Origin of the sequence: Bacillus sp. FSL R5-0523, assembly GCF_037975295.1 — a bacterium.
Taxonomy (GTDB): Bacteria; Bacillota; Bacilli; order Bacillales; family Bacillaceae; genus Bacillus; species Bacillus subtilis.
The window spans coordinates 2,697,566-2,714,387 of the sequence record NZ_CP150251.1; the positions used below are offsets into that span (position 1 = coordinate 2,697,566).

At 43.8% G+C, this 16,822-nt stretch carries 14 protein-coding genes and 1 other annotated feature; of the genes, 2 read left to right on the forward strand and 12 right to left on the reverse strand.

The window, feature by feature from the left end; all coding sequences use genetic code 11:
- Positions 1 to 23 precede the first annotated feature (23 nt).
- Positions 24 to 246 (reverse strand) — a binding site (T-box leader).
- Positions 247 to 411: 165 nt separating this feature from the next.
- Positions 412 to 603 (forward strand): hypothetical protein, encoded by a 192-nt coding sequence (locus NYE53_RS13910; protein ID WP_003222590.1) that lies wholly within the window; start codon positions 412 to 414, stop codon positions 601 to 603.
- An 18-nt stretch (positions 604 to 621) separates the two neighbouring features.
- On the opposite strand, the gene cotN is transcribed toward NYE53_RS13910, so the two are convergent.
- From cotN to hemA, 8 genes are all read right to left on the reverse strand, one after another.
- Positions 622 to 1,647: a spore coat protein CotN gene (gene cotN / locus NYE53_RS13915; protein ID WP_339245197.1), complete on the reverse strand. Its 1,026-nt coding sequence runs from the start codon at positions 1,645 to 1,647 to the stop codon at positions 622 to 624.
- Positions 1,648 to 1,679: 32 nt separating this feature from the next.
- Entirely contained in the window at positions 1,680 to 3,407 is a 1,728-nt protein-coding gene (spoVID, locus tag NYE53_RS13920; protein ID WP_339245199.1) for a spore coat morphogenetic protein SpoVID, read from the reverse strand.
- A gap of 130 nt (positions 3,408 to 3,537) precedes the next feature.
- Positions 3,538 to 4,830 carry a glutamate-1-semialdehyde 2,1-aminomutase gene (gene hemL, locus NYE53_RS13925; protein ID WP_339245202.1) on the reverse strand — a complete coding sequence of 431 codons (1,293 nt, stop codon included), beginning with the start codon at positions 4,828 to 4,830 and terminating at the stop codon, positions 3,538 to 3,540.
- A gap of 29 nt (positions 4,831 to 4,859) precedes the next feature.
- Positions 4,860 to 5,834: a porphobilinogen synthase gene (hemB, locus tag NYE53_RS13930; protein WP_339245205.1), complete on the reverse strand. Its 975-nt coding sequence runs from the start codon at positions 5,832 to 5,834 to the stop codon at positions 4,860 to 4,862.
- Entirely contained in the window at positions 5,831 to 6,619 is a 789-nt protein-coding gene (hemD, locus tag NYE53_RS13935; protein ID WP_339245207.1) for a uroporphyrinogen-III synthase, read from the reverse strand. Before hemD ends, hemB begins: the two co-directional genes overlap by 4 nt.
- On the reverse strand, positions 6,609 to 7,553 hold the full coding sequence (gene hemC / locus NYE53_RS13940; RefSeq protein ID WP_339245209.1) for a hydroxymethylbilane synthase: 945 nt from the start codon (positions 7,551 to 7,553) through the stop codon (positions 6,609 to 6,611). The genes hemD and hemC overlap by 11 nt, the downstream gene beginning before the upstream one ends.
- 32 nt (positions 7,554 to 7,585) lie before the next feature.
- Positions 7,586 to 8,416, reverse strand: coding sequence for a cytochrome c biogenesis protein (locus tag NYE53_RS13945; RefSeq protein WP_003222575.1), 831 nt, complete (start codon positions 8,414 to 8,416; stop codon positions 7,586 to 7,588).
- Between the two features lie 7 nt (positions 8,417 to 8,423).
- Positions 8,424 to 9,791: a glutamyl-tRNA reductase gene (gene hemA / locus NYE53_RS13950; protein WP_004399038.1), complete on the reverse strand. Its 1,368-nt coding sequence runs from the start codon at positions 9,789 to 9,791 to the stop codon at positions 8,424 to 8,426.
- Positions 9,792 to 10,019: 228 nt separating this feature from the next.
- Between hemA and NYE53_RS13955 the strand changes: the two genes are divergently transcribed.
- Positions 10,020 to 10,517: a hypothetical protein gene (locus NYE53_RS13955; protein ID WP_014477563.1), complete on the forward strand. Its 498-nt coding sequence runs from the start codon at positions 10,020 to 10,022 to the stop codon at positions 10,515 to 10,517.
- 21 nt (positions 10,518 to 10,538) lie between these two features.
- On the opposite strand, the gene yihA is transcribed toward NYE53_RS13955, so the two are convergent.
- The 4 genes from yihA to clpX all read right to left on the reverse strand — a co-directional run bounded on the left by yihA (position 10,539) and on the right by clpX (position 16,700).
- On the reverse strand, positions 10,539 to 11,126 hold the full coding sequence (yihA, locus tag NYE53_RS13960) for a ribosome biogenesis GTP-binding protein YihA/YsxC (protein ID WP_003229621.1): 588 nt from the start codon (positions 11,124 to 11,126) through the stop codon (positions 10,539 to 10,541).
- Entirely contained in the window at positions 11,123 to 13,447 is a 2,325-nt protein-coding gene (gene lon, locus NYE53_RS13965; protein ID WP_003229618.1) for an endopeptidase La, read from the reverse strand. Before lon ends, yihA begins: the two co-directional genes overlap by 4 nt.
- 180 nt (positions 13,448 to 13,627) lie before the next feature.
- Complete coding sequence (lonB, locus tag NYE53_RS13970) at positions 13,628 to 15,286, reverse strand: ATP-dependent protease LonB (protein ID WP_251187576.1); 1,659 nt, start codon at positions 15,284 to 15,286, stop codon at positions 13,628 to 13,630.
- 151 nt (positions 15,287 to 15,437) lie between these two features.
- Positions 15,438 to 16,700 (reverse strand): ATP-dependent protease ATP-binding subunit ClpX, encoded by a 1,263-nt coding sequence (clpX, locus tag NYE53_RS13975; RefSeq protein WP_003229613.1) that lies wholly within the window; start codon positions 16,698 to 16,700, stop codon positions 15,438 to 15,440.
- Between the last annotated feature and the right edge of the window lie 122 nt (positions 16,701 to 16,822).

Here is a 16,822-nt window from a genome sequence, read left to right on the forward strand (position 1 = left end):
GAAAAAAGAGCTCTTCATCCCTGTAAAAGGACGAAAAGCTCTTTCGCGGTACCACCTTTTTTCATGAACTCTATCAGTTCATGCACTTATAACGGATAACGGGTGTTTCCCGAATTTCTCTACTCTTCTTTCAAGAAATTATGCTCCCGGGCGACCTTCCAATCAGACAACATAAGAAGCCTTTCAGCAAACGGCTTCTCTCTCTGCATGCGCCTTTTTTGTACTCTTCCCGTTCTAAGCAGGTGTATTTATCAGCTCATTATATACATTATTTATGTTCTTTATTATAGTAAAAGTGTTTTTGATTCGTCAATCATCTTTTCCAAAAACACCGCTTTCTATACAGATGGGCAGGCACCTATTGCCCAAGTTTACATATGATGCTTGTAAATGCGTAGAGGAGGATGCACCGTGAAGAAACGTTTCAGCTCTTATTCGCTGCCGCCATGGGTAAGGCAAATTCGGCTTGTATCCGCACAAGTGATTATTCCCATTACGATTTTTCAAGGAATCAGAACCATTTTCTTTCCGACAACCTTTGATGTTTTGCTGCTCGCAATCCTAATCTTTTTAGCTTGCGCCCTTCATTTAGAATGGATATAAACAAACAAGTCCGCGCCATTAAGACGTGGACTCGTTTTCAGCCTGAAATTTTTTCTCTTGTTCAATCTGATGAATTTTCATCACAAACGGCTCTATATTTTTCATTTGCCAATAAGCCTTTAATAATTGTGTACATTCCTCTTTTTCATGCTGTCTTTTCCCAGTTTGATAACCGTTCAGCACCTTGTACATGGCTGCCGGATATGCCATATAGCTGAGAAAAAGGCTGACTTCCGCTTCACGCAAAGGGAATGATTTCGTATATCCATAAAACCATTCGACGCATTCCGGACAAGCTTTCGGAAAGCCTCTGAAAATTTTTGTATAAAAGCCGAGCAGGTCGTTTTGCGGCGGACCGACAGATGCTCTTTCGAAGTTTGTAAAATACCCGGTCCCGGCATCATTATACAGAAAATGGTGTATAGACAGGCTGCCGTGGTTCATTACAACCCTTGAAACGTCCTTTTCCTTTGCAGACTCATACCAGTCCTCCAACCGTTCCAGCGCAAAATTCACTGCGGAAATGGTTTCTGAAAAATAGGTTATGGCCTGGAGTTCAAAAGGAGAAAGGTACCACTCCTTCTCCGCACTATCCACAAACTGCTCATAGAAAATTTTATCTTGTTCCCACTTTTTTTTCGTTTGCCCGTAATAACGTTCAATCTCATCACGTCTAACCTTTAGTTCCTGCGCGGTTCTCTCGTGAAGACGGGCTGTTTCTCTAAATAAATAAGCATGTTTCTGATCCCGTTCTTCCTCTTGGTCAAATTGGAGCCAAGGCATTAAATAGTAGGTATCTCCGTATTGTATGCCTGCTGAGAAAAACTCACCGCTATTTGTTCTGTAAATGGGAACGAATGAACGAAAGCCTTTTTCCTCAATCGCCACCATATGATCTGTAAAATGCTTGCCGCGCCCCTCTTTCAATTTTTTCAGGGCAAATATGCCGTAGTCTGTATACACTTTCCAAACAAGAGGACTGACAGGCTCAATAAATTGAGCAGTCAGTCCGTATTCCTGAAGAACCGATTGGGTATCTTCCATTTCATTCACCACATTTTCCGATCACTTACGGTTTACGCATGGCTATTTTTATATTGAGGAATATAGAGAATCTGTCCTGCTTTTAATTCATCATCCAAGGCTAAAGAATTCATCCTGATCAGCTGCTGGGATGTAATTTCATACCGTTCGCATAAACGCTCGATCGTATCTTCCTGCTGCACAATACAAATTTTCATTCTCGAAAACTCATCCGCTTCTTTTGTAAAGAGTTTTGTTAAATAAAGAGAATTATCACTTTCCTTTGTTTGAGGTTCCTTCGTTTCAGCAGCAGGAGCAACCCTAGGAACAGCATCCGTTTCCTTCCTTTCAGTCTCAGAAGATTCAGGCAGCTGGAAGGATTGAAAAGGTGTTTCTTCCTTAGGCTCTTCAGCTGATGGTGTTTTTCTCACTTCAATTTCGAAGCTCTCTTCCTCTTGTTCTTCCTCCTCCAGCAGCTTAGGCGCTGAATAAAAAGAATCCTCCTCTTCTTGTTCAGGCAGGAAGGTACGGTATGCCGGTTCAGGCAATTCTTCTTGAGATGCCTCCTCCGAGCTTGTTTTTTGATTGAAATGGAAATGTAAATCGGCTTTGTCATTCTCCACACATACAGCTGAAGCTGTTTCTCTGCTATCTTCTACGGAGAGAGCGGACTCTGATACACTCTCCAAAGCTTCATCCGGTTCCGCCTCTTCTTGGCAAAGCGCAGGATCAGCCTGATCCGATTGAGCTGCTTCTTCATTTTGAGCCTCTTGGCGCAGCGCATATTCATGATTAGAAGACACTGTTGTTTCCTCTTTTTCCTCTGCAATCACGGTCTCTGAATGAAGTTCAGCTTCCAAAGCAGGCGATTCTTCTGCTCCGGCGTGTTCACGAAGCTCAGTCTCCGCTGGAGAGTCTGCTTCTTCACGAACATCCGCTATTACAGCTGCCGGCTCAGCCGTTTCTTTTTTTGCTTTAACGATCTCTTGAATCTCTATTTCTGAAGGATCAGGTTCTGGCTCAGATTCTTCTGTTTCCGATTCAGCACGAACCTCCGTTTCCGGCACAGCAAGCTCTTCTGACTCGTCTTCCTCTTTCACATCTTCTCTGGCCTCTGGTTCTGAAGCAACCGATTCAGGCGGCTCAGATTCTGCTTTTTCTGTCTCCAGTTCTTCACGGAGGCCCGCTTTCGAGATAAAAAGTTCTGGCGGTTCGGCTGGCGGTTCATGCTGAAGAACTGCTTCCTCTGCCGATGATGCACCCGGTTCTTCTACTACACTATGTGCCGGCGGCTCTGAAAGCTCTTCCTCCCTGAATGCCGCAGGAGCTTCATATAAAGGTATCTCCGGCTCTTTGTCTTGCGTATCGTCCAAAAGCCCTTCGATCGCTAAATCAGCTTGAATTGTTAAAATGCGCGAATCCGTCAATTGATAGTCAAAGGCGTCAATAAAGACAAAGACATCCTGTAAATGGCTCACTTTATTTTTCGGAATGGTAATATCCACAGGAAAACAGTGAGTCAGTTCCGCACTTCCATCCTCTCTCTTTCTGACTTGTTCAACAAACCGCTTATCTGTATAAATCTCTTCGGTATGTTTGTTTTGATCTATGTTGTACTCACCTGTAAGTTCAAGCGATCCTATGATTGATACATAATCATTTACTTCCTGAACCCTAATATCAGGATCTAATGAAATAGAAAGCAGTTCAGAAACTTCCTGTCCTTTTTGGAAACAGATCGATTCTTCTACAGAAAATTGCAATCGATGATTTTGCGGCAAGTTCATATCCTCCTTTCATCTAATCCTTAAAATTAGATGTCACTAAAGGTGTATGTATGAACTGGAGAAAATATGAGTGGGAGAGCACGAAAAAACCGGCACAAGGAGTCCTTGATACCGGTTTTCACTCTTATCTGCGGCTGATCTCAGCAAATACTTTCTCAGCTGCCTGGATTGTGTTTTCAATATCTTCATCAGTATGGGCCGTTGAGAGGAAAAGACCTTCGAATTGTGATGGCGGAAGGAATACCCCTTCATTTGCCATCCCTTTATAATAGCTTGCGAACAGCTTCAAATCAGATGATTTCGCTGTTTCATAATTGATGACTGGTTCGTTTGTAAAGAAGAAACCGATCATCGAACCTGCACGGTTAAAGGTATGCGGAATGCCATAAGCCTCGGCAGCTTTTGAAATTCCTTCTTCCAGTCTGTCGCCTTTTTTGATGAAATTCTTGTAGGAATCAGGTGTCAGCTGTTTCAATGTCTCTAAGCCAGCCGTCATCGCAAGCGGATTGCCTGACAATGTACCAGCTTGATAGATCGGACCGCTTGGAGCGATCTGCTCCATGATTTCTGCCTTTCCGCCATAAGCGCCGACAGGGAGTCCGCCCCCAATTACTTTTCCTAAACAAGTCAGATCAGGCGTTACGCCGAAGTAGCCTTGAGCGCAGTTATAATCGACCCGGAAGCCAGTCATCACTTCATCAAAAATCAGCAGGGAGCCGTACTGCTCAGTGATATCACGCAGACCCTGCAGGAAACCTTCTTGCGGCGGAACAACACCCATATTTCCGGCAACTGGCTCTACAATGACTCCCGCAATGTCTTCACCGAATTGCTGGAAAGCAAGCTTTACACTTTCTAAATCATTGTACGGAACGGTGATGGTGTTTTTCGCAATGCCTTCAGGCACCCCCGGGCTGTCAGGCAGACCAAGAGTGGCAACACCTGAACCAGCTTTAATCAAGAGAGAATCGCCGTGTCCGTGGTAGCAGCCCTCAAATTTTAAAATCTTGTTGCGGCCCGTATAGCCCCTTGCCAAACGGAGGGCACTCATTGTAGCCTCTGTTCCGGAGCTTACCATTCGTACAATTTCTACAGATGGCACACGATCAATGACGAGCTTAGCCAGTTCATTTTCTACTTCAGTCGGAGCACCGAAGCTTGTCCCGTATTCAGCCACTTTTTTGAGGCTTTCTACGACGCGGTCATTTGTATGCCCTAAAATTAAAGGCCCCCATGACAAGACGTAGTCAATATATTCATTCCCGTCAATATCAAAGATTTTCGAGCCTTTTCCGCGCTCCATAAAAATCGGGTCCATGTCTACCGATTTAAATGCGCGAACGGGACTGTTCACACCGCCCGGCATGAGTTTTTGCGCTTCTTTAAAAGCCGTTTTTGATTTTTCATAGCTTCTCATCTGCCTCAACTCCTGTCAACTGAATAAAATTACTCCGCAAGCCATTTCGCTGCGTCTTTCGCATGATACGTAATAATCAGGTCAGCACCCGCGCGCTTCATGCTTGTCAAAATTTCCAACACAATTTCTTTTTCTTTGATCCAGCCGTTCTGCGCTGCAGCCTTCACCATTGAATACTCTCCGCTTACATTATAAGCGACGAGCGGCAAAGTAAACTCATTTTTTACGTCACGCATGATATCCATATAAGAAAGCGAAGGTTTGACAATCAAAAAGTCCGCGCCTTCCTCGACATCTGATTGTGCTTCGCGGAGTGCCTCCATACGGTTGGCAGGGTCCATCTGATATGTTTTGCGGTCTCCGAATTGCGGTGTGCTGTTTGCTGCATCACGGAACGGACCGTAAAACTCGCTAGAATATTTCACAGCGTAAGACATGATTGGAATATTGACGAATCCTTCTTTATCAAGTGCTTCTCTGATCACTGTAACAAATCCGTCCATCATGTTTGATGGCGCAATGATATCCGCACCTGCTTTCGCTTGGCTGACAGCTGTCTGCGCCAAAAGCTCCAGCGATTCATCATTGAGGATGACCCCGTCTTTGACAAGTCCGCAATGGCCGTGGTCTGTGTATTCGCACAGGCACGTGTCAGCGACAACAACCATTTCAGGGAAGTGTTCTTTAATTTCTGTGATGGCTTTTTGGACAATTCCGTGATCATGGTACGCTTGTGTTCCGCAATCATCTTTTTCTTCCGGGATGCCGAATACAATAACAGATTGAATGCCCAGTTTAACCAGCTCCGCTACTTCGTCCTTCAATAAATCTAATGATACATGGTAAACATCAGGCATTGATGGAACAGCTTTTTTGCCTTCCAGCCCTTCAACGACAAAAATCGGATAAATAAAATCTGATGGATGCAAACGTGTTTCCTTTACCATTTCTCTCATTGATTTTGATGTCCGCAGGCGGCGGTGTCTATTAAATGATTGACTCATATTCTCTCTTCCTCTCTTGACATGCTGCACATTAACTCAAGCATGCCATCTATTGTAAATGTATCAGGCGTATGCGATGTGATGCCGTACGTCAGAAGGGCATCATTTGTTAAAGGCCCAATGCTGATACAAGCCGTCCCATTCGCCTTCCACTTTTTTAATTCTTCTCCCAAGACATGCATAAACGTATGTACGGTTGATGAACTCGTAAATGTTACATAGTCAAAGGAATATTGACCCGCAGCATCTTTCAGTGCCTCAATGCCTTCTTCATCCGGAATCGTTTCGTAGAGAATCCATTCCTTTACTTCAAAACCGAGCGGGACAAGCTCTTGTTTTATCACATCACGTGACAAATTCCCTTTCATCACGGTAATGGGCTCCCCCGGTTCAGCATGCTGCTTAAGAGCGTCAGCCAATTGTTCAGCAATATACTCCTGTGGCATCACATCAACCGATACGTTATGCGTTTTTAAACGGCGGGCGGTTTTTTCACCGACGGCTGCAATTTTTTTATGCGCAGGGAGAATAAGCTGATTTTCCTTCAGATAAGAAAAAAAGAAGTCTGCCCCGTTCACACTTGTAAAAACAAGCCAGCCTGGCGCGGCAAGATCCTCTCTTACCTGTTCCGCAACATCATTCGGCAAAGCGCGGCGAAACGTAATCAAAGAGGTTAAAACCGCTTTACCGCCAAGCGCCTCCACTTTTTGCTGAAATGATGTTGCCTGTGCCTTATTCCGGGTGACAAGCACTGTTTTTCCTTTCAACGGAAAATCATTTTCCATCCTCATCAAGCTCCCGTTTTACACGATCAATTAAATCTTTTGCTCCTTTGTCAGCCATAAGAGCGGCACAGCGCTTTCCTACTTCCTCCGGATCGTTTCCGGTGACGGTTTCTTTAAAAATGATTTTGCCGTCAGGTGAAGCGACAAGACCTGTCATTTCAATTTCATCCTGTCCATTTAACACGGAGTAGCCCGCGATCGGAACCTGGCAGCCGCCCTCCATCGCGTTTAAAAAAGCACGTTCCGCTAAGACAGTCCGTTTTGTATATTCATCTGTAAACTGAGAAAACAACGCCAACAGCTCTTCATCCGATTCTCGGCACTCAATCGCCAGTGCTCCCTGCCCCACAGCAGGCAAACAGCGCTCAGGCTCAAGGAATTCGGTTACGATATCTTGCTTCCACCCCATTCTAGAAAGGCCGGCAGCTGCTAAAATAATCGCGTCATAATCCTCTGTTTCCAGCTTTTGAAGTCTTGTATCTATATTACCTCTAATCCATTTAATTGTAAGGTCAGGGCGCTCAATCAAAAGCTGCGCGCTTCTTCTTAAACTGCTTGTGCCAATGACAGCACCTTCCTTCATTTCTGAAAGCTTTACGCGATTCTTTGAAATAAGGGCATCACGCGGGTCCTCCCGTTCAGGAATACAGCCGATCACAAGGCCTTCAGGCAAAACAGCAGGCATGTCCTTCATGCTGTGCACTGCCATATCAATCTCTTCGTTTAAAAGCGCCTGTTCAATTTCTTTGACAAACAGCCCTTTTCCACCTACTTTTGAGAGTGTAACATCGACAATTCGGTCGCCCTTTGTCACGATCTCTTTAATTTCAAAAGCAAACGAAGGATTGATTTCCTTCAGTTTTTGAATAACCCATTTTGTTTGAGTCATAGCGAGTTTGCTTCGTCTGGAACCTACTTTAATCGTTCTCATCATTTCTTTCCTCCCGAATCTGCTTGGGACATCGTTTAACTGAACCAATGGAATTGCGACAGGCTTCCAAGCAGGAAATAATTGATCATCAGCACCAGAAAACAAGCCGTATTCCACAGTGCAGCGACCTTTCCTTGCAGCTCTTTAATCAGCCTAATATAAAGATAATAGCTGTACAGCAGCAGGACGACAAACGAACCAAGCACTTTGGCGTCAAACCAATACAGCGTTTCTAGTGAGACATATGCCCATATGACGCCGAGAATCAAACTCAGCAGCAGCATCGGAACCCCAATGACATTTAAAACATACGCCATATAATCAAGCTTAGATAAATCTTCTATTCTCAACAGCCATTTTCCCCACTTTTTCTTTTTCAGCAGATGATATTGAAACATATATAGCACAGAAAAAACGAAAGAAAGGGAAAAAGCGCCGTATGAAAGAATCGCCATTGTAATATGAATCACCAAAAGCTCGGATACAAGCTGCCCGGAAAAAGCGGCTGACTGCTGCTCTGTCGGTGAAAATGTGTGAATGGCGATCATAGAAAATCCTATAACATTTGTAAAAAACACGATAAAGTCAACACGTAAAAGCTTTGTCAGTACAAGTGACAGCGTGACAAGCACCCAGGCATAAAAATAAAGCGCCTCCGTCACATTTAATACCGGAAACCGCCCCGTCACCCACATAAAATAGGCCAAATACACGGTTTGCAGAGTCCAGACAATAGAAAGCAACCAGAAGGCCATTTTTCCAGCCTTCCGGTTGTGTTGAAGAAAATCTATAAAATAAAAGAGTACACTTAACGCGTAAATGACGATTGTCCCCTCATTAAGTCTTGCCATTGCAGTATCAATCATTCAGCTTTCACTCACTTACAAGTGGGCTAAAGCCCGCTTTTGATTCAGCCTTTTTAAAAGAGTGGACCTTCTGGCTGCTTTCAACGGTTTTCATCATTTGACGGCCCGCAGCTTCTTCAATATCAAAGATCTGCATAAACAACGCGAGCTTTTCTTCAGAATCAGCATCTGCCGCAAGCTCTTTCACCTTTAAAATCGGATCACGAAGCATTTGGTTAATAATACTTTTGGTGTGTTTGTTCAACAGTTTTTTCTCTCTTGTGCTTAAGTGAGGCAGCTTACGCTCAATGCTGTCCATCGTTTCTGACTGGATGGCAAGCGCCTTTTCGCGCAATGCAGAAATAACAGGCACAACACCAAGTGTATTCATCCATTGTTTAAATTCCACAATGGTTTCTTCAATTAACAGTTCAACTTTTTCAGCTGTTTCTCTCCGCTCTTTCATGTTCGCTTCTACAATGCCTTCCAGATCGTCGATATCATAAAGAAAAACACCTTCAAGATCATTCAGCGCCGGATCAAGATCTCTAGGCACGGCAATGTCGACCATAAACAGCGGGCGTCCCTTGCGAAGCTTATTCGCGTTTTCCATCATCTCTTTGGACACGACAAATTCACTTGCACCGGTTGAACTGATTAAAATATCAGCCTCCGCAAGCGCGCTTTCAAGCTGATTCAAGCTTCTCGCTTCACCTGAGAAACGGTCTGCAAGCTCCTTCGCTTTCAAGTATGTTCGGTTAATGACAGTGACCTTGCCGATTCCCTGTCCGTGCAGGTTTTCCGCAGCAAGCTCGCCCATTTTTCCCGCACCGAGAATCAATATGTGCTTGCTTGAAAGATTTCCGAAGATTTTTTTGGCAAGTTCAACTGCAGCATAGCTTACTGACACCGCATTTGAGCCAATGTCTGTTTCTGCGTGAGTTCGTTTGCCCACTGTAACCGCCTGCTTAAACAGCTCATTAAAAATAGTCCCGATCGTTTTTTCTTGCTGAGCTGTTTTAAAGCTGTCGCGTACCTGTCCGAGAATCTGCGTTTCGCCAATCACCATAGAGTCAAGTCCGCAGGCTACACGGAATAAATGCTCAACAGCGGCATCGCTCTCATAAAACGTTAAGAACGGTGACAGCTCTTCTTTGCTTAATTGAAACCAATCAGCTAAAAACTTTTTTATATAATAACGGCCGGTATGGAGCTGATCGACTACCGCATAAATTTCAGTGCGGTTGCAGGTTGAGACAATGATGTTTTCAAGAATGCTTTTCTCTTCTTTCAGCTGCACCATTGCTTCTGCCAGCTCATTCGGCTGAAAACTTACTTTTTCACGTATCTCAATAGGGGCGGATTTATAATCTACTCCCACAACAAGTATATGCATCGCTCTAATTACACCCCCAACACCCAATCTTAATTTATAATCATTCTAACATAGAACTCATTATTTATAATAATTATAACATAGTTTCTTTCACAAAATGTGAACAGATTTTAAAATTCTTATGCTATATTAGAAAAAGCTTCAGGGAAAAGAAGCATTCCTATTGACAATACCAAAAACAGCAGAAATTTACTACACATCAGCTCTAAAAAACAAGAAGGTGATATCATGAAACAAAAATCAATTTTATTCCCTTGTCTGCTGCTTGCCGCTTCAGTATATGCATGGCTTGAAAGCGGCCAAGCCGAACTGTTTTCAGGGCAGGATCAATGGCCTGTTCTCCTCATGCTGTTAGGCGCAGCCTTTGTATATCAAGGAAAAAAAGAAGCCGTTACACCCCATTTTTTTATCGGTTTGCTTCTCTTCGGGATCGGTTTACACTTTTTTGCCAAGCCGAAATGGGTATGGTGGCCGGATGATTTTGAAATGCTCCTCTTTATGATCGGCTTCTCACTTCTCGTTTCAGCCGTTCAAAAAAAAGAATATGTATATGAAGCTGTGTCGATGATTTGTTTTTCCCTGTTTTTGTACTTTTTCAAACAAATTATGGCATGGCTTGAGTCTGCGCATATTCCAACAGCGCTTCTGAAGGAGTATTGGCCGTTTGTCTTTATTGGAATCAGTTTATTGTTATTATTGATAAAACGAAAAAAATCTATACGATAAATAAAACCGGTAGAGGATCCTCTACCGGTTTATCATTTTTTTGATCGCTCCCCAAGCTTCGTCTTTTCCCTTTTTCGTTTCTGAAGAAAAGAGAATCAGCTCGTCTTCCGGATCAATATTTAATGTTTGTCGGACAACCTTCGCGTGTTTGTCCCATTTGCCTTTCGGGATCTTATCCGCCTTTGTAGCGATAACAATAACAGGAATGCCGTAATACTTTAAAAATTCATACATCTGTACATCATCATTAGATGGCGCATGCCGCAAATCAACGATCTGCACCACAGCTTTTAATTCCTCGCGTGTCGTGATATAGGTTTCAATCATTCTGCCCCATGCTTCACGCTCAGACTTTGACACTTTGGCAAAACCGTAGCCCGGCACATCCACAAAATGCAACTCATCATTGATAATGTAGAAATTAAGCGTTTGTGTTTTTCCCGGCTTTGATGACGTTCTCGCAAGATTTTTGCGATTGATTAATGAATTGATAAAAGACGATTTTCCTACGTTCGATCTTCCGGCCAATGCGATTTCCGGAAGCCCCCCTTCAGGGTACTGTTCCGGTTTTACTGCACTGATCACGATTTCTGACTTTGTGACTTTCATTTCTTCTCTCCTACTAAGGCATGTTCCAAAACCTCGTCTAAGTGGGACGCCAATATAAATGTCAGCCCCTCCCTGACGCTTTCCGGAATATCCTCTATATCTTTTTCATTATCTTTAGGCGCAATAATGGTCGTTAATCCCGCTCTATGTGCGCCAAGCGCTTTTTCCTTTAAGCCGCCGATCGGCAGCACGCGCCCGCGAAGCGTGATTTCCCCAGTCATGCCAACTTCACGCGAAACTGCCCGTCCCGTTAAAGCAGAAACAAGCGCTGTTGCCATCGTAATACCGGCTGACGGACCATCTTTTGGCACCGCACCCTCTGGTACATGTATATGAATATCATACTTCTCATGAAAGTCAGGTTCAATGCCAAGTTCTTCTGTTTTGGATCGCACATAGCTGAATGCAGCCTGAGCAGACTCTCTCATAACATCTCCGAGCTTTCCTGTCAGGATTAATTTCCCTTTCCCCGGAGAAAGCGATACTTCAATCGACAGCGTATCTCCGCCAACGGTTGTATAAGCAAGCCCTGTCACTACACCAACCTGATCCTCTGTTTCAGCTTGTCCATATCTGAAAATACGTTTTCCGATAAAGTCTTGAAGGTTCTTCTCAGTAACCGTAATCCGTTTTCGCTCTTCAGCAACAATGGCTTTTGCAGCTTTACGGCAAATCGCGGCAAGCTGGCGTTCAAGGCTTCTCACACCAGCTTCTCTCGTATAGTAGCGGATAATATCAAGAATCGCCTGATCACGCAGCTGCAGGTTGCTTTTCTTCAGCCCGTGTTCTTTGATTTGCTTTGGAAGCAAGTGATCCTTTACGATTTCAAGTTTTTCTATTTCTGTGTAGCCTGCGATATTAATAATTTCCATTCTGTCTCTGAGCGGGCCCGGGATTGTGGCCAAATTGTTCGCCGTTGCGATAAACAGCACTTTGGATAAATCAAAGGTTTCTTCAATATAGTGATCACTGAAGCTGCTGTTTTGCTCTGGGTCAAGCACTTCAAGCATAGCGGATGACGGGTCTCCTCTAAAATCAGATGACATTTTGTCAATTTCGTCTAATAAGAAGACCGGATTCAGCTTGCCCGCTTTTTTCATCCCTTGAATAATACGTCCAGGCATTGCTCCGACATAGGTCCGTCTGTGTCCGCGTATCTCTGATTCGTCCCGAACTCCTCCGAGTGAGATTCTGACGAATTTGCGTCCCAAGCTTTTTGCAATTGATTTGGCTAAAGACGTTTTCCCGACACCTGGAGGTCCTGCCAAACAGAGAATCGGGCCTTTCAGGGATTTTGTCAGCTTTTGGACAGCCAAATATTCTAAAATACGTTCTTTTACTTTTTCAAGCCCGTGGTGCTCTTCGTCCAAGAGACGTCCTGCTTCTTTCAAATCAAGCTTATCATCTGTTTCATCCGTCCACGGAAGAGCAACCAGCCAGTCGATATAGTTGCGGATCACGGAGCTTTCCGCAGAACTTGACGGAATTTTTTCATATCTGTTCAATTCTTTAAGCGCTGTTTCCTTCACATGATCAGGCATGCCTGCTTCTTCGATTTTTTCCGTCAGCGTCTGAACTTCGCCAGTTTTGCCTTCTTTATCGCCAAGCTCTTTTTGGATCGCCTTCATTTGTTCTCGTAAGTAGTATTCCTTCTGCGTACGCTCCATCGAACGTTTGACGCGCTGGCCGATTTTTTTCTCAATCTCCAGCACTTCTTTTTCATTATTAATAAAATCAATGACCTTGTTCAGCCTGTCTTTGACATCAGCCGTTTCTAAAATATCCTGCTTATCCTTTAGTTTAAGGGGCAGATGAGAAGCAACGATGTCTGCCATTCTCCCCGGCTCTTCGATATCAGTAACCGCGGCGTACGTTTCGGCCGAGATTTTTTTAGAAATTTTTATGTACTGATCAAAGTGGTCTAGCAAAGTCCGCATCAATGCTTCGTCTTCTGTATCTTTTGAATCATCTTCATGAATAAGTTGAATGTCGACCGACGTGTAATCCTCGTGTTCATTGTATTTGACGATATGGGCGCGCTTGAGGCCCTCCACCAACACACGAATCGTACCGTTCGGAAGCTTCAGCATTTGCTTAATTTTTGTATAGGTGCCGACAGTGAAAATCTCGTCTTCACCAGGTTCGTCTATCGAAATATCCTGCTGAGTGGCTAAAAATATCATATGATCATGCATCATTGCCTGTTCAAGAGCCTGAACCGACTTGTCACGTCCTACATCTAAATGCAAAACCATCGTCGGGTACACTAATAAACCTCTTAAAGGGAGGAGCGGGATGCTGCGTTTTAATTCTTCTGCCATGTGACTGACACCTCCGTGACTTTAGTATGAACCATTATAATACAACTTTTTCATCCTTGTACAATAAACGGCATGGTTCCATTTTCTATAAAACAGTCTCCTCGTAGTATACCCTTTCTTTCTGATATGAAAAAGGAAAAGATGTCCTTCATGAAAAAAACCCTATTATCAAAATAGGGTTTAAACGGATTCTTTATTGATTTCAATATGAAACGGTTTTTGTTCCGTTGGCGGATTCACTAAAATTTCATCAAGCACTTCCTGGAACGTCTTCACTGCAATAATCTCGATCCCGTCAATCTGCTTTAAGATGGCCTGCTGATTTTCATATGGGATAATCACCTTTTTCGCACCGGACTGCTTGGCCGCTTTTATTTTCGGAATGACGCCTCCGATGGGTTTCACAAGACCGTTCAGGCTGATTTCGCCCGTCATCGCAACGGTATTGTCAATAGGAATTTTGTGTATCGCCGAGAAAATCCCCGCCGCCATCGCGATGCCCGCTGACGGCCCATCAATCGGAACCCCTCCAGGGAAATTGATGTGAATATCGTAATCAGACGGCTTCATTCCCATTGTCCGGAGCACGGTTAATACATTTTCAACCGAACCCTTCGCCATGCTTTTTCGTCTGATTGATTTTGATTGGCTGCCGATGCTTTCTTCTTCAGCTATTCCTGTGATATTAATTGATCCTTTATCTTGAGCCGCGGTTACACTTACTTCGATTTCCAGAAGCGACCCGCTGTTAGGCCCATAGACTGCAAGTCCATTTACAATGCCGACCTGCGGTTCAACACCGATTTTTTGCTCATGCTTCGGTGTGAGCTGACTAGAGTGGATGACCCATTCAATATCCTCAATGGTAATGTCTTTCCGATTCTCCGTAACAGCCATCCCCGCTGCGATTTGAATCATATTGACAGCTTCCCGTCCGTTCCGCGTGTAGCTGGTCAAAAGATCTAGGCCTTCTTCGGAGATATTTTTTTCAATTTTATCAGCTGCTGTTTTAGCAACCGTTTTCAGCTCATCCTTTTCAAGCTCGCGGAAAAAAACCTCCAAACAGCGGGACCTGATAGCTGGCGGAATTTCGTTTGGCATTCTCGTGGTCGCGCCAATCAAGCGAAAATCAGCCGGTAGCCCATTTTGAAAAATATCATGAATATGATTCGGAATTTGTGTATTTTCCTCACTGTAATACGCACTGTCTAAAAAGACTTTTCTATCCTCAAGCACCTTCAGCATTTTATTCATTTGAATAGGATGCAGCTCCCCTATTTCATCAATAAACAGCACACCGCCATGGGCATGGGTGACAGCTCCCTGCTTCGGCTGCGGAATCCCAGCCTGTCCCATCGCTCCGGCCCCTTGGTATATAGGGTCATGGACAGAGCCAATGAGCGGATCGGCAATTCCTCTTTCATCAAAACGGGCTGTTGTCGCATCGAGTTCCACAAAGACAGCCTGCTCTTTAAACGGTGATTGTTTATGTTTTTTTGCTTCTTCCAACACAAGCCGCGCAGCAGCCGTTTTCCCAACTCCCGGTGGCCCATAGACAATCACATGCTGAGGATTTGGCCCGCATAAAGCAGCCTTTAATGCTTTAATGCCGTCTTCCTGTCCGACGATATCTTGAAAGCTTTTGGGGCGGACCTTCTCAGATAATGGCTCGGACAAGCTGATAGCGCGCATTTTCCGAAGCTGCTCCATTTCCTTCTTTGATTCTTTATCTATTGTGACCTTTTGTGTCCTTTGATTTTTAAGCAAATTCCAAAAATACAAACCGATGATGATCCCAAAAAACAGCTGAATAAATAACGCGATCCCTGTCCAACTCATGGTGGTCCCTCCTGAAAAACAATTTATATATCCAATTCATTCCTCTGATTGCTAGTATCTCCCATAGAAGACGGGAATAAACGTTTTTCCGGAAGAGTTGCATGCAAAAAAACCTCCTGAGTGTTACCACTCAGGAGGTTTGTACTTATCTTTATGCAGATGTTTTATCTTGGCTTACCTCAGTGCCGTCTTTTAATAAGAGGCGAGGAGGCTCTCCGTGTGTCACAGTCGCCCCGGTAATTACACATTTTTCAATGTCATCACGAGAAGGCAGCTCAAACATCACATCAAGCATGATGCCTTCAATGATAGAACGGAGTCCGCGTGCTCCAGTCTTGCGTTCAATTGCTTTTTTAGCAATTTCAGATAGCGCTTCTTCTTCAAACTCAAGCTCAACGTTGTCAAGCTCAAGCATTTTCTTGAATTGCTTAACAAGAGCGTTTTTCGGTTTTGTTAAGATCGCAACCAATGCTTCTTCGTCAAGCTTTTCAAGGCTTGCAATAACCGGAAGACGTCCGATAAATTCAGGAATTAACCCGAAACGGAGCAAATCTTCAGGAAGCACTTTTGAAAGAAGATCTTCTTTCTCAAGATCAGCAGCTTTATTGTCGGCACCGAATCCAATCACTTTTTGGCCTAAACGGCGTTTGATGATTTGTTCGATACCATCGAAAGCTCCGCCGCAAATGAACAAAATATTTGTTGTGTCAATTTGAATGAATTCTTGATGAGGATGCTTACGTCCCCCTTGAGGCGGCACGCTTGCCACTGTACCCTCAAGAATTTTAAGCAATGCCTGCTGTACACCCTCACCTGACACATCACGTGTGATAGACGGGTTTTCAGATTTTCTAGCCACTTTATCGATTTCATCAATATAGATAATGCCTTTTTCGGCTTTTTCCACATCATAATCAGCAGCTTGGATGAGCTTCAAGAGAATATTCTCTACATCTTCACCCACGTATCCAGCTTCAGTCAAAGATGTAGCGTCTGCAATCGCAAACGGCACATTTAAAATGCGAGCCAATGTTTGCGCCAGAAGGGTTTTACCGCTTCCCGTAGGGCCGATTAATGAAATATTACTTTTTGAAAGCTCAACATCATCAACTTTGCTGTTAGAGTTAATGCGCTTATAGTGGTTATACACAGCCACAGCAAGTGATTTCTTCGCTTGATCTTGGCCGATGACATATTCATTCAAAATTTCACGAATTTCCTGAGGCTTTGGTACGTCTTTAAATTCTACTTCTTCTTCTGTTCCGAGTTCTTCCTCTACAATTTCAGTGCAAAGTTCGATACATTCGTCACATATATATACACCAGGTCCAGCTACAAGCTTACGAACCTGATCTTGTGTTTTTCCACAGAACGAGCATTTTAATTGTCCTTTTTCCTCGTTAAATTTAAACATTCTTTCACCCCTTAATCTTGTCTCACTTTTTCTTTTACCGGCAGAGCAAAAGAAAATGATTCTTGAAACGAACGAGTATGTATTGCATTTTACCATACTTTCCAAAAAGACGGTAACAATGT

Bases quoted from the DNA above. Each gene is read 5' to 3' on its own strand.
- NYE53_RS13955 (WP_014477563.1), top strand. From the start codon at position 10,020: ATGAAACAAAAATCAATTTTATTCCCTTGTCTGCTGCTTGCCGCTTCA.
- hemA (WP_004399038.1), bottom strand. From the start codon at position 9,791: ATGCATATACTTGTTGTGGGAGTAGATTATAAATCCGCCCCTATTGAG.
- clpX (WP_003229613.1), bottom strand. From the start codon at position 16,700: ATGTTTAAATTTAACGAGGAAAAAGGACAATTAAAATGCTCGTTCTGT.
- NYE53_RS13945 (WP_003222575.1), bottom strand. From the start codon at position 8,416: ATGATTGATACTGCAATGGCAAGACTTAATGAGGGGACAATCGTCATT.
- lonB (WP_251187576.1), bottom strand. From the start codon at position 15,286: ATGAGTTGGACAGGGATCGCGTTATTTATTCAGCTGTTTTTTGGGATC.
- hemL (WP_339245202.1), bottom strand. From the start codon at position 4,830: ATGAGAAGCTATGAAAAATCAAAAACGGCTTTTAAAGAAGCGCAAAAA.
- lon (WP_003229618.1), bottom strand. From the start codon at position 13,447: ATGGCAGAAGAATTAAAACGCAGCATCCCGCTCCTCCCTTTAAGAGGT.
- hemD (WP_339245207.1), bottom strand. From the start codon at position 6,619: ATGGAAAATGATTTTCCGTTGAAAGGAAAAACAGTGCTTGTCACCCGG.
- yihA (WP_003229621.1), bottom strand. From the start codon at position 11,126: ATGAAAGTCACAAAGTCAGAAATCGTGATCAGTGCAGTAAAACCGGAA.
- hemC (WP_339245209.1), bottom strand. From the start codon at position 7,553: ATGATGAGAACGATTAAAGTAGGTTCCAGACGAAGCAAACTCGCTATG.
- hemB (WP_339245205.1), bottom strand. From the start codon at position 5,834: ATGAGTCAATCATTTAATAGACACCGCCGCCTGCGGACATCAAAATCA.
- cotN (WP_339245197.1), bottom strand. From the start codon at position 1,647: ATGGAAGATACCCAATCGGTTCTTCAGGAATACGGACTGACTGCTCAA.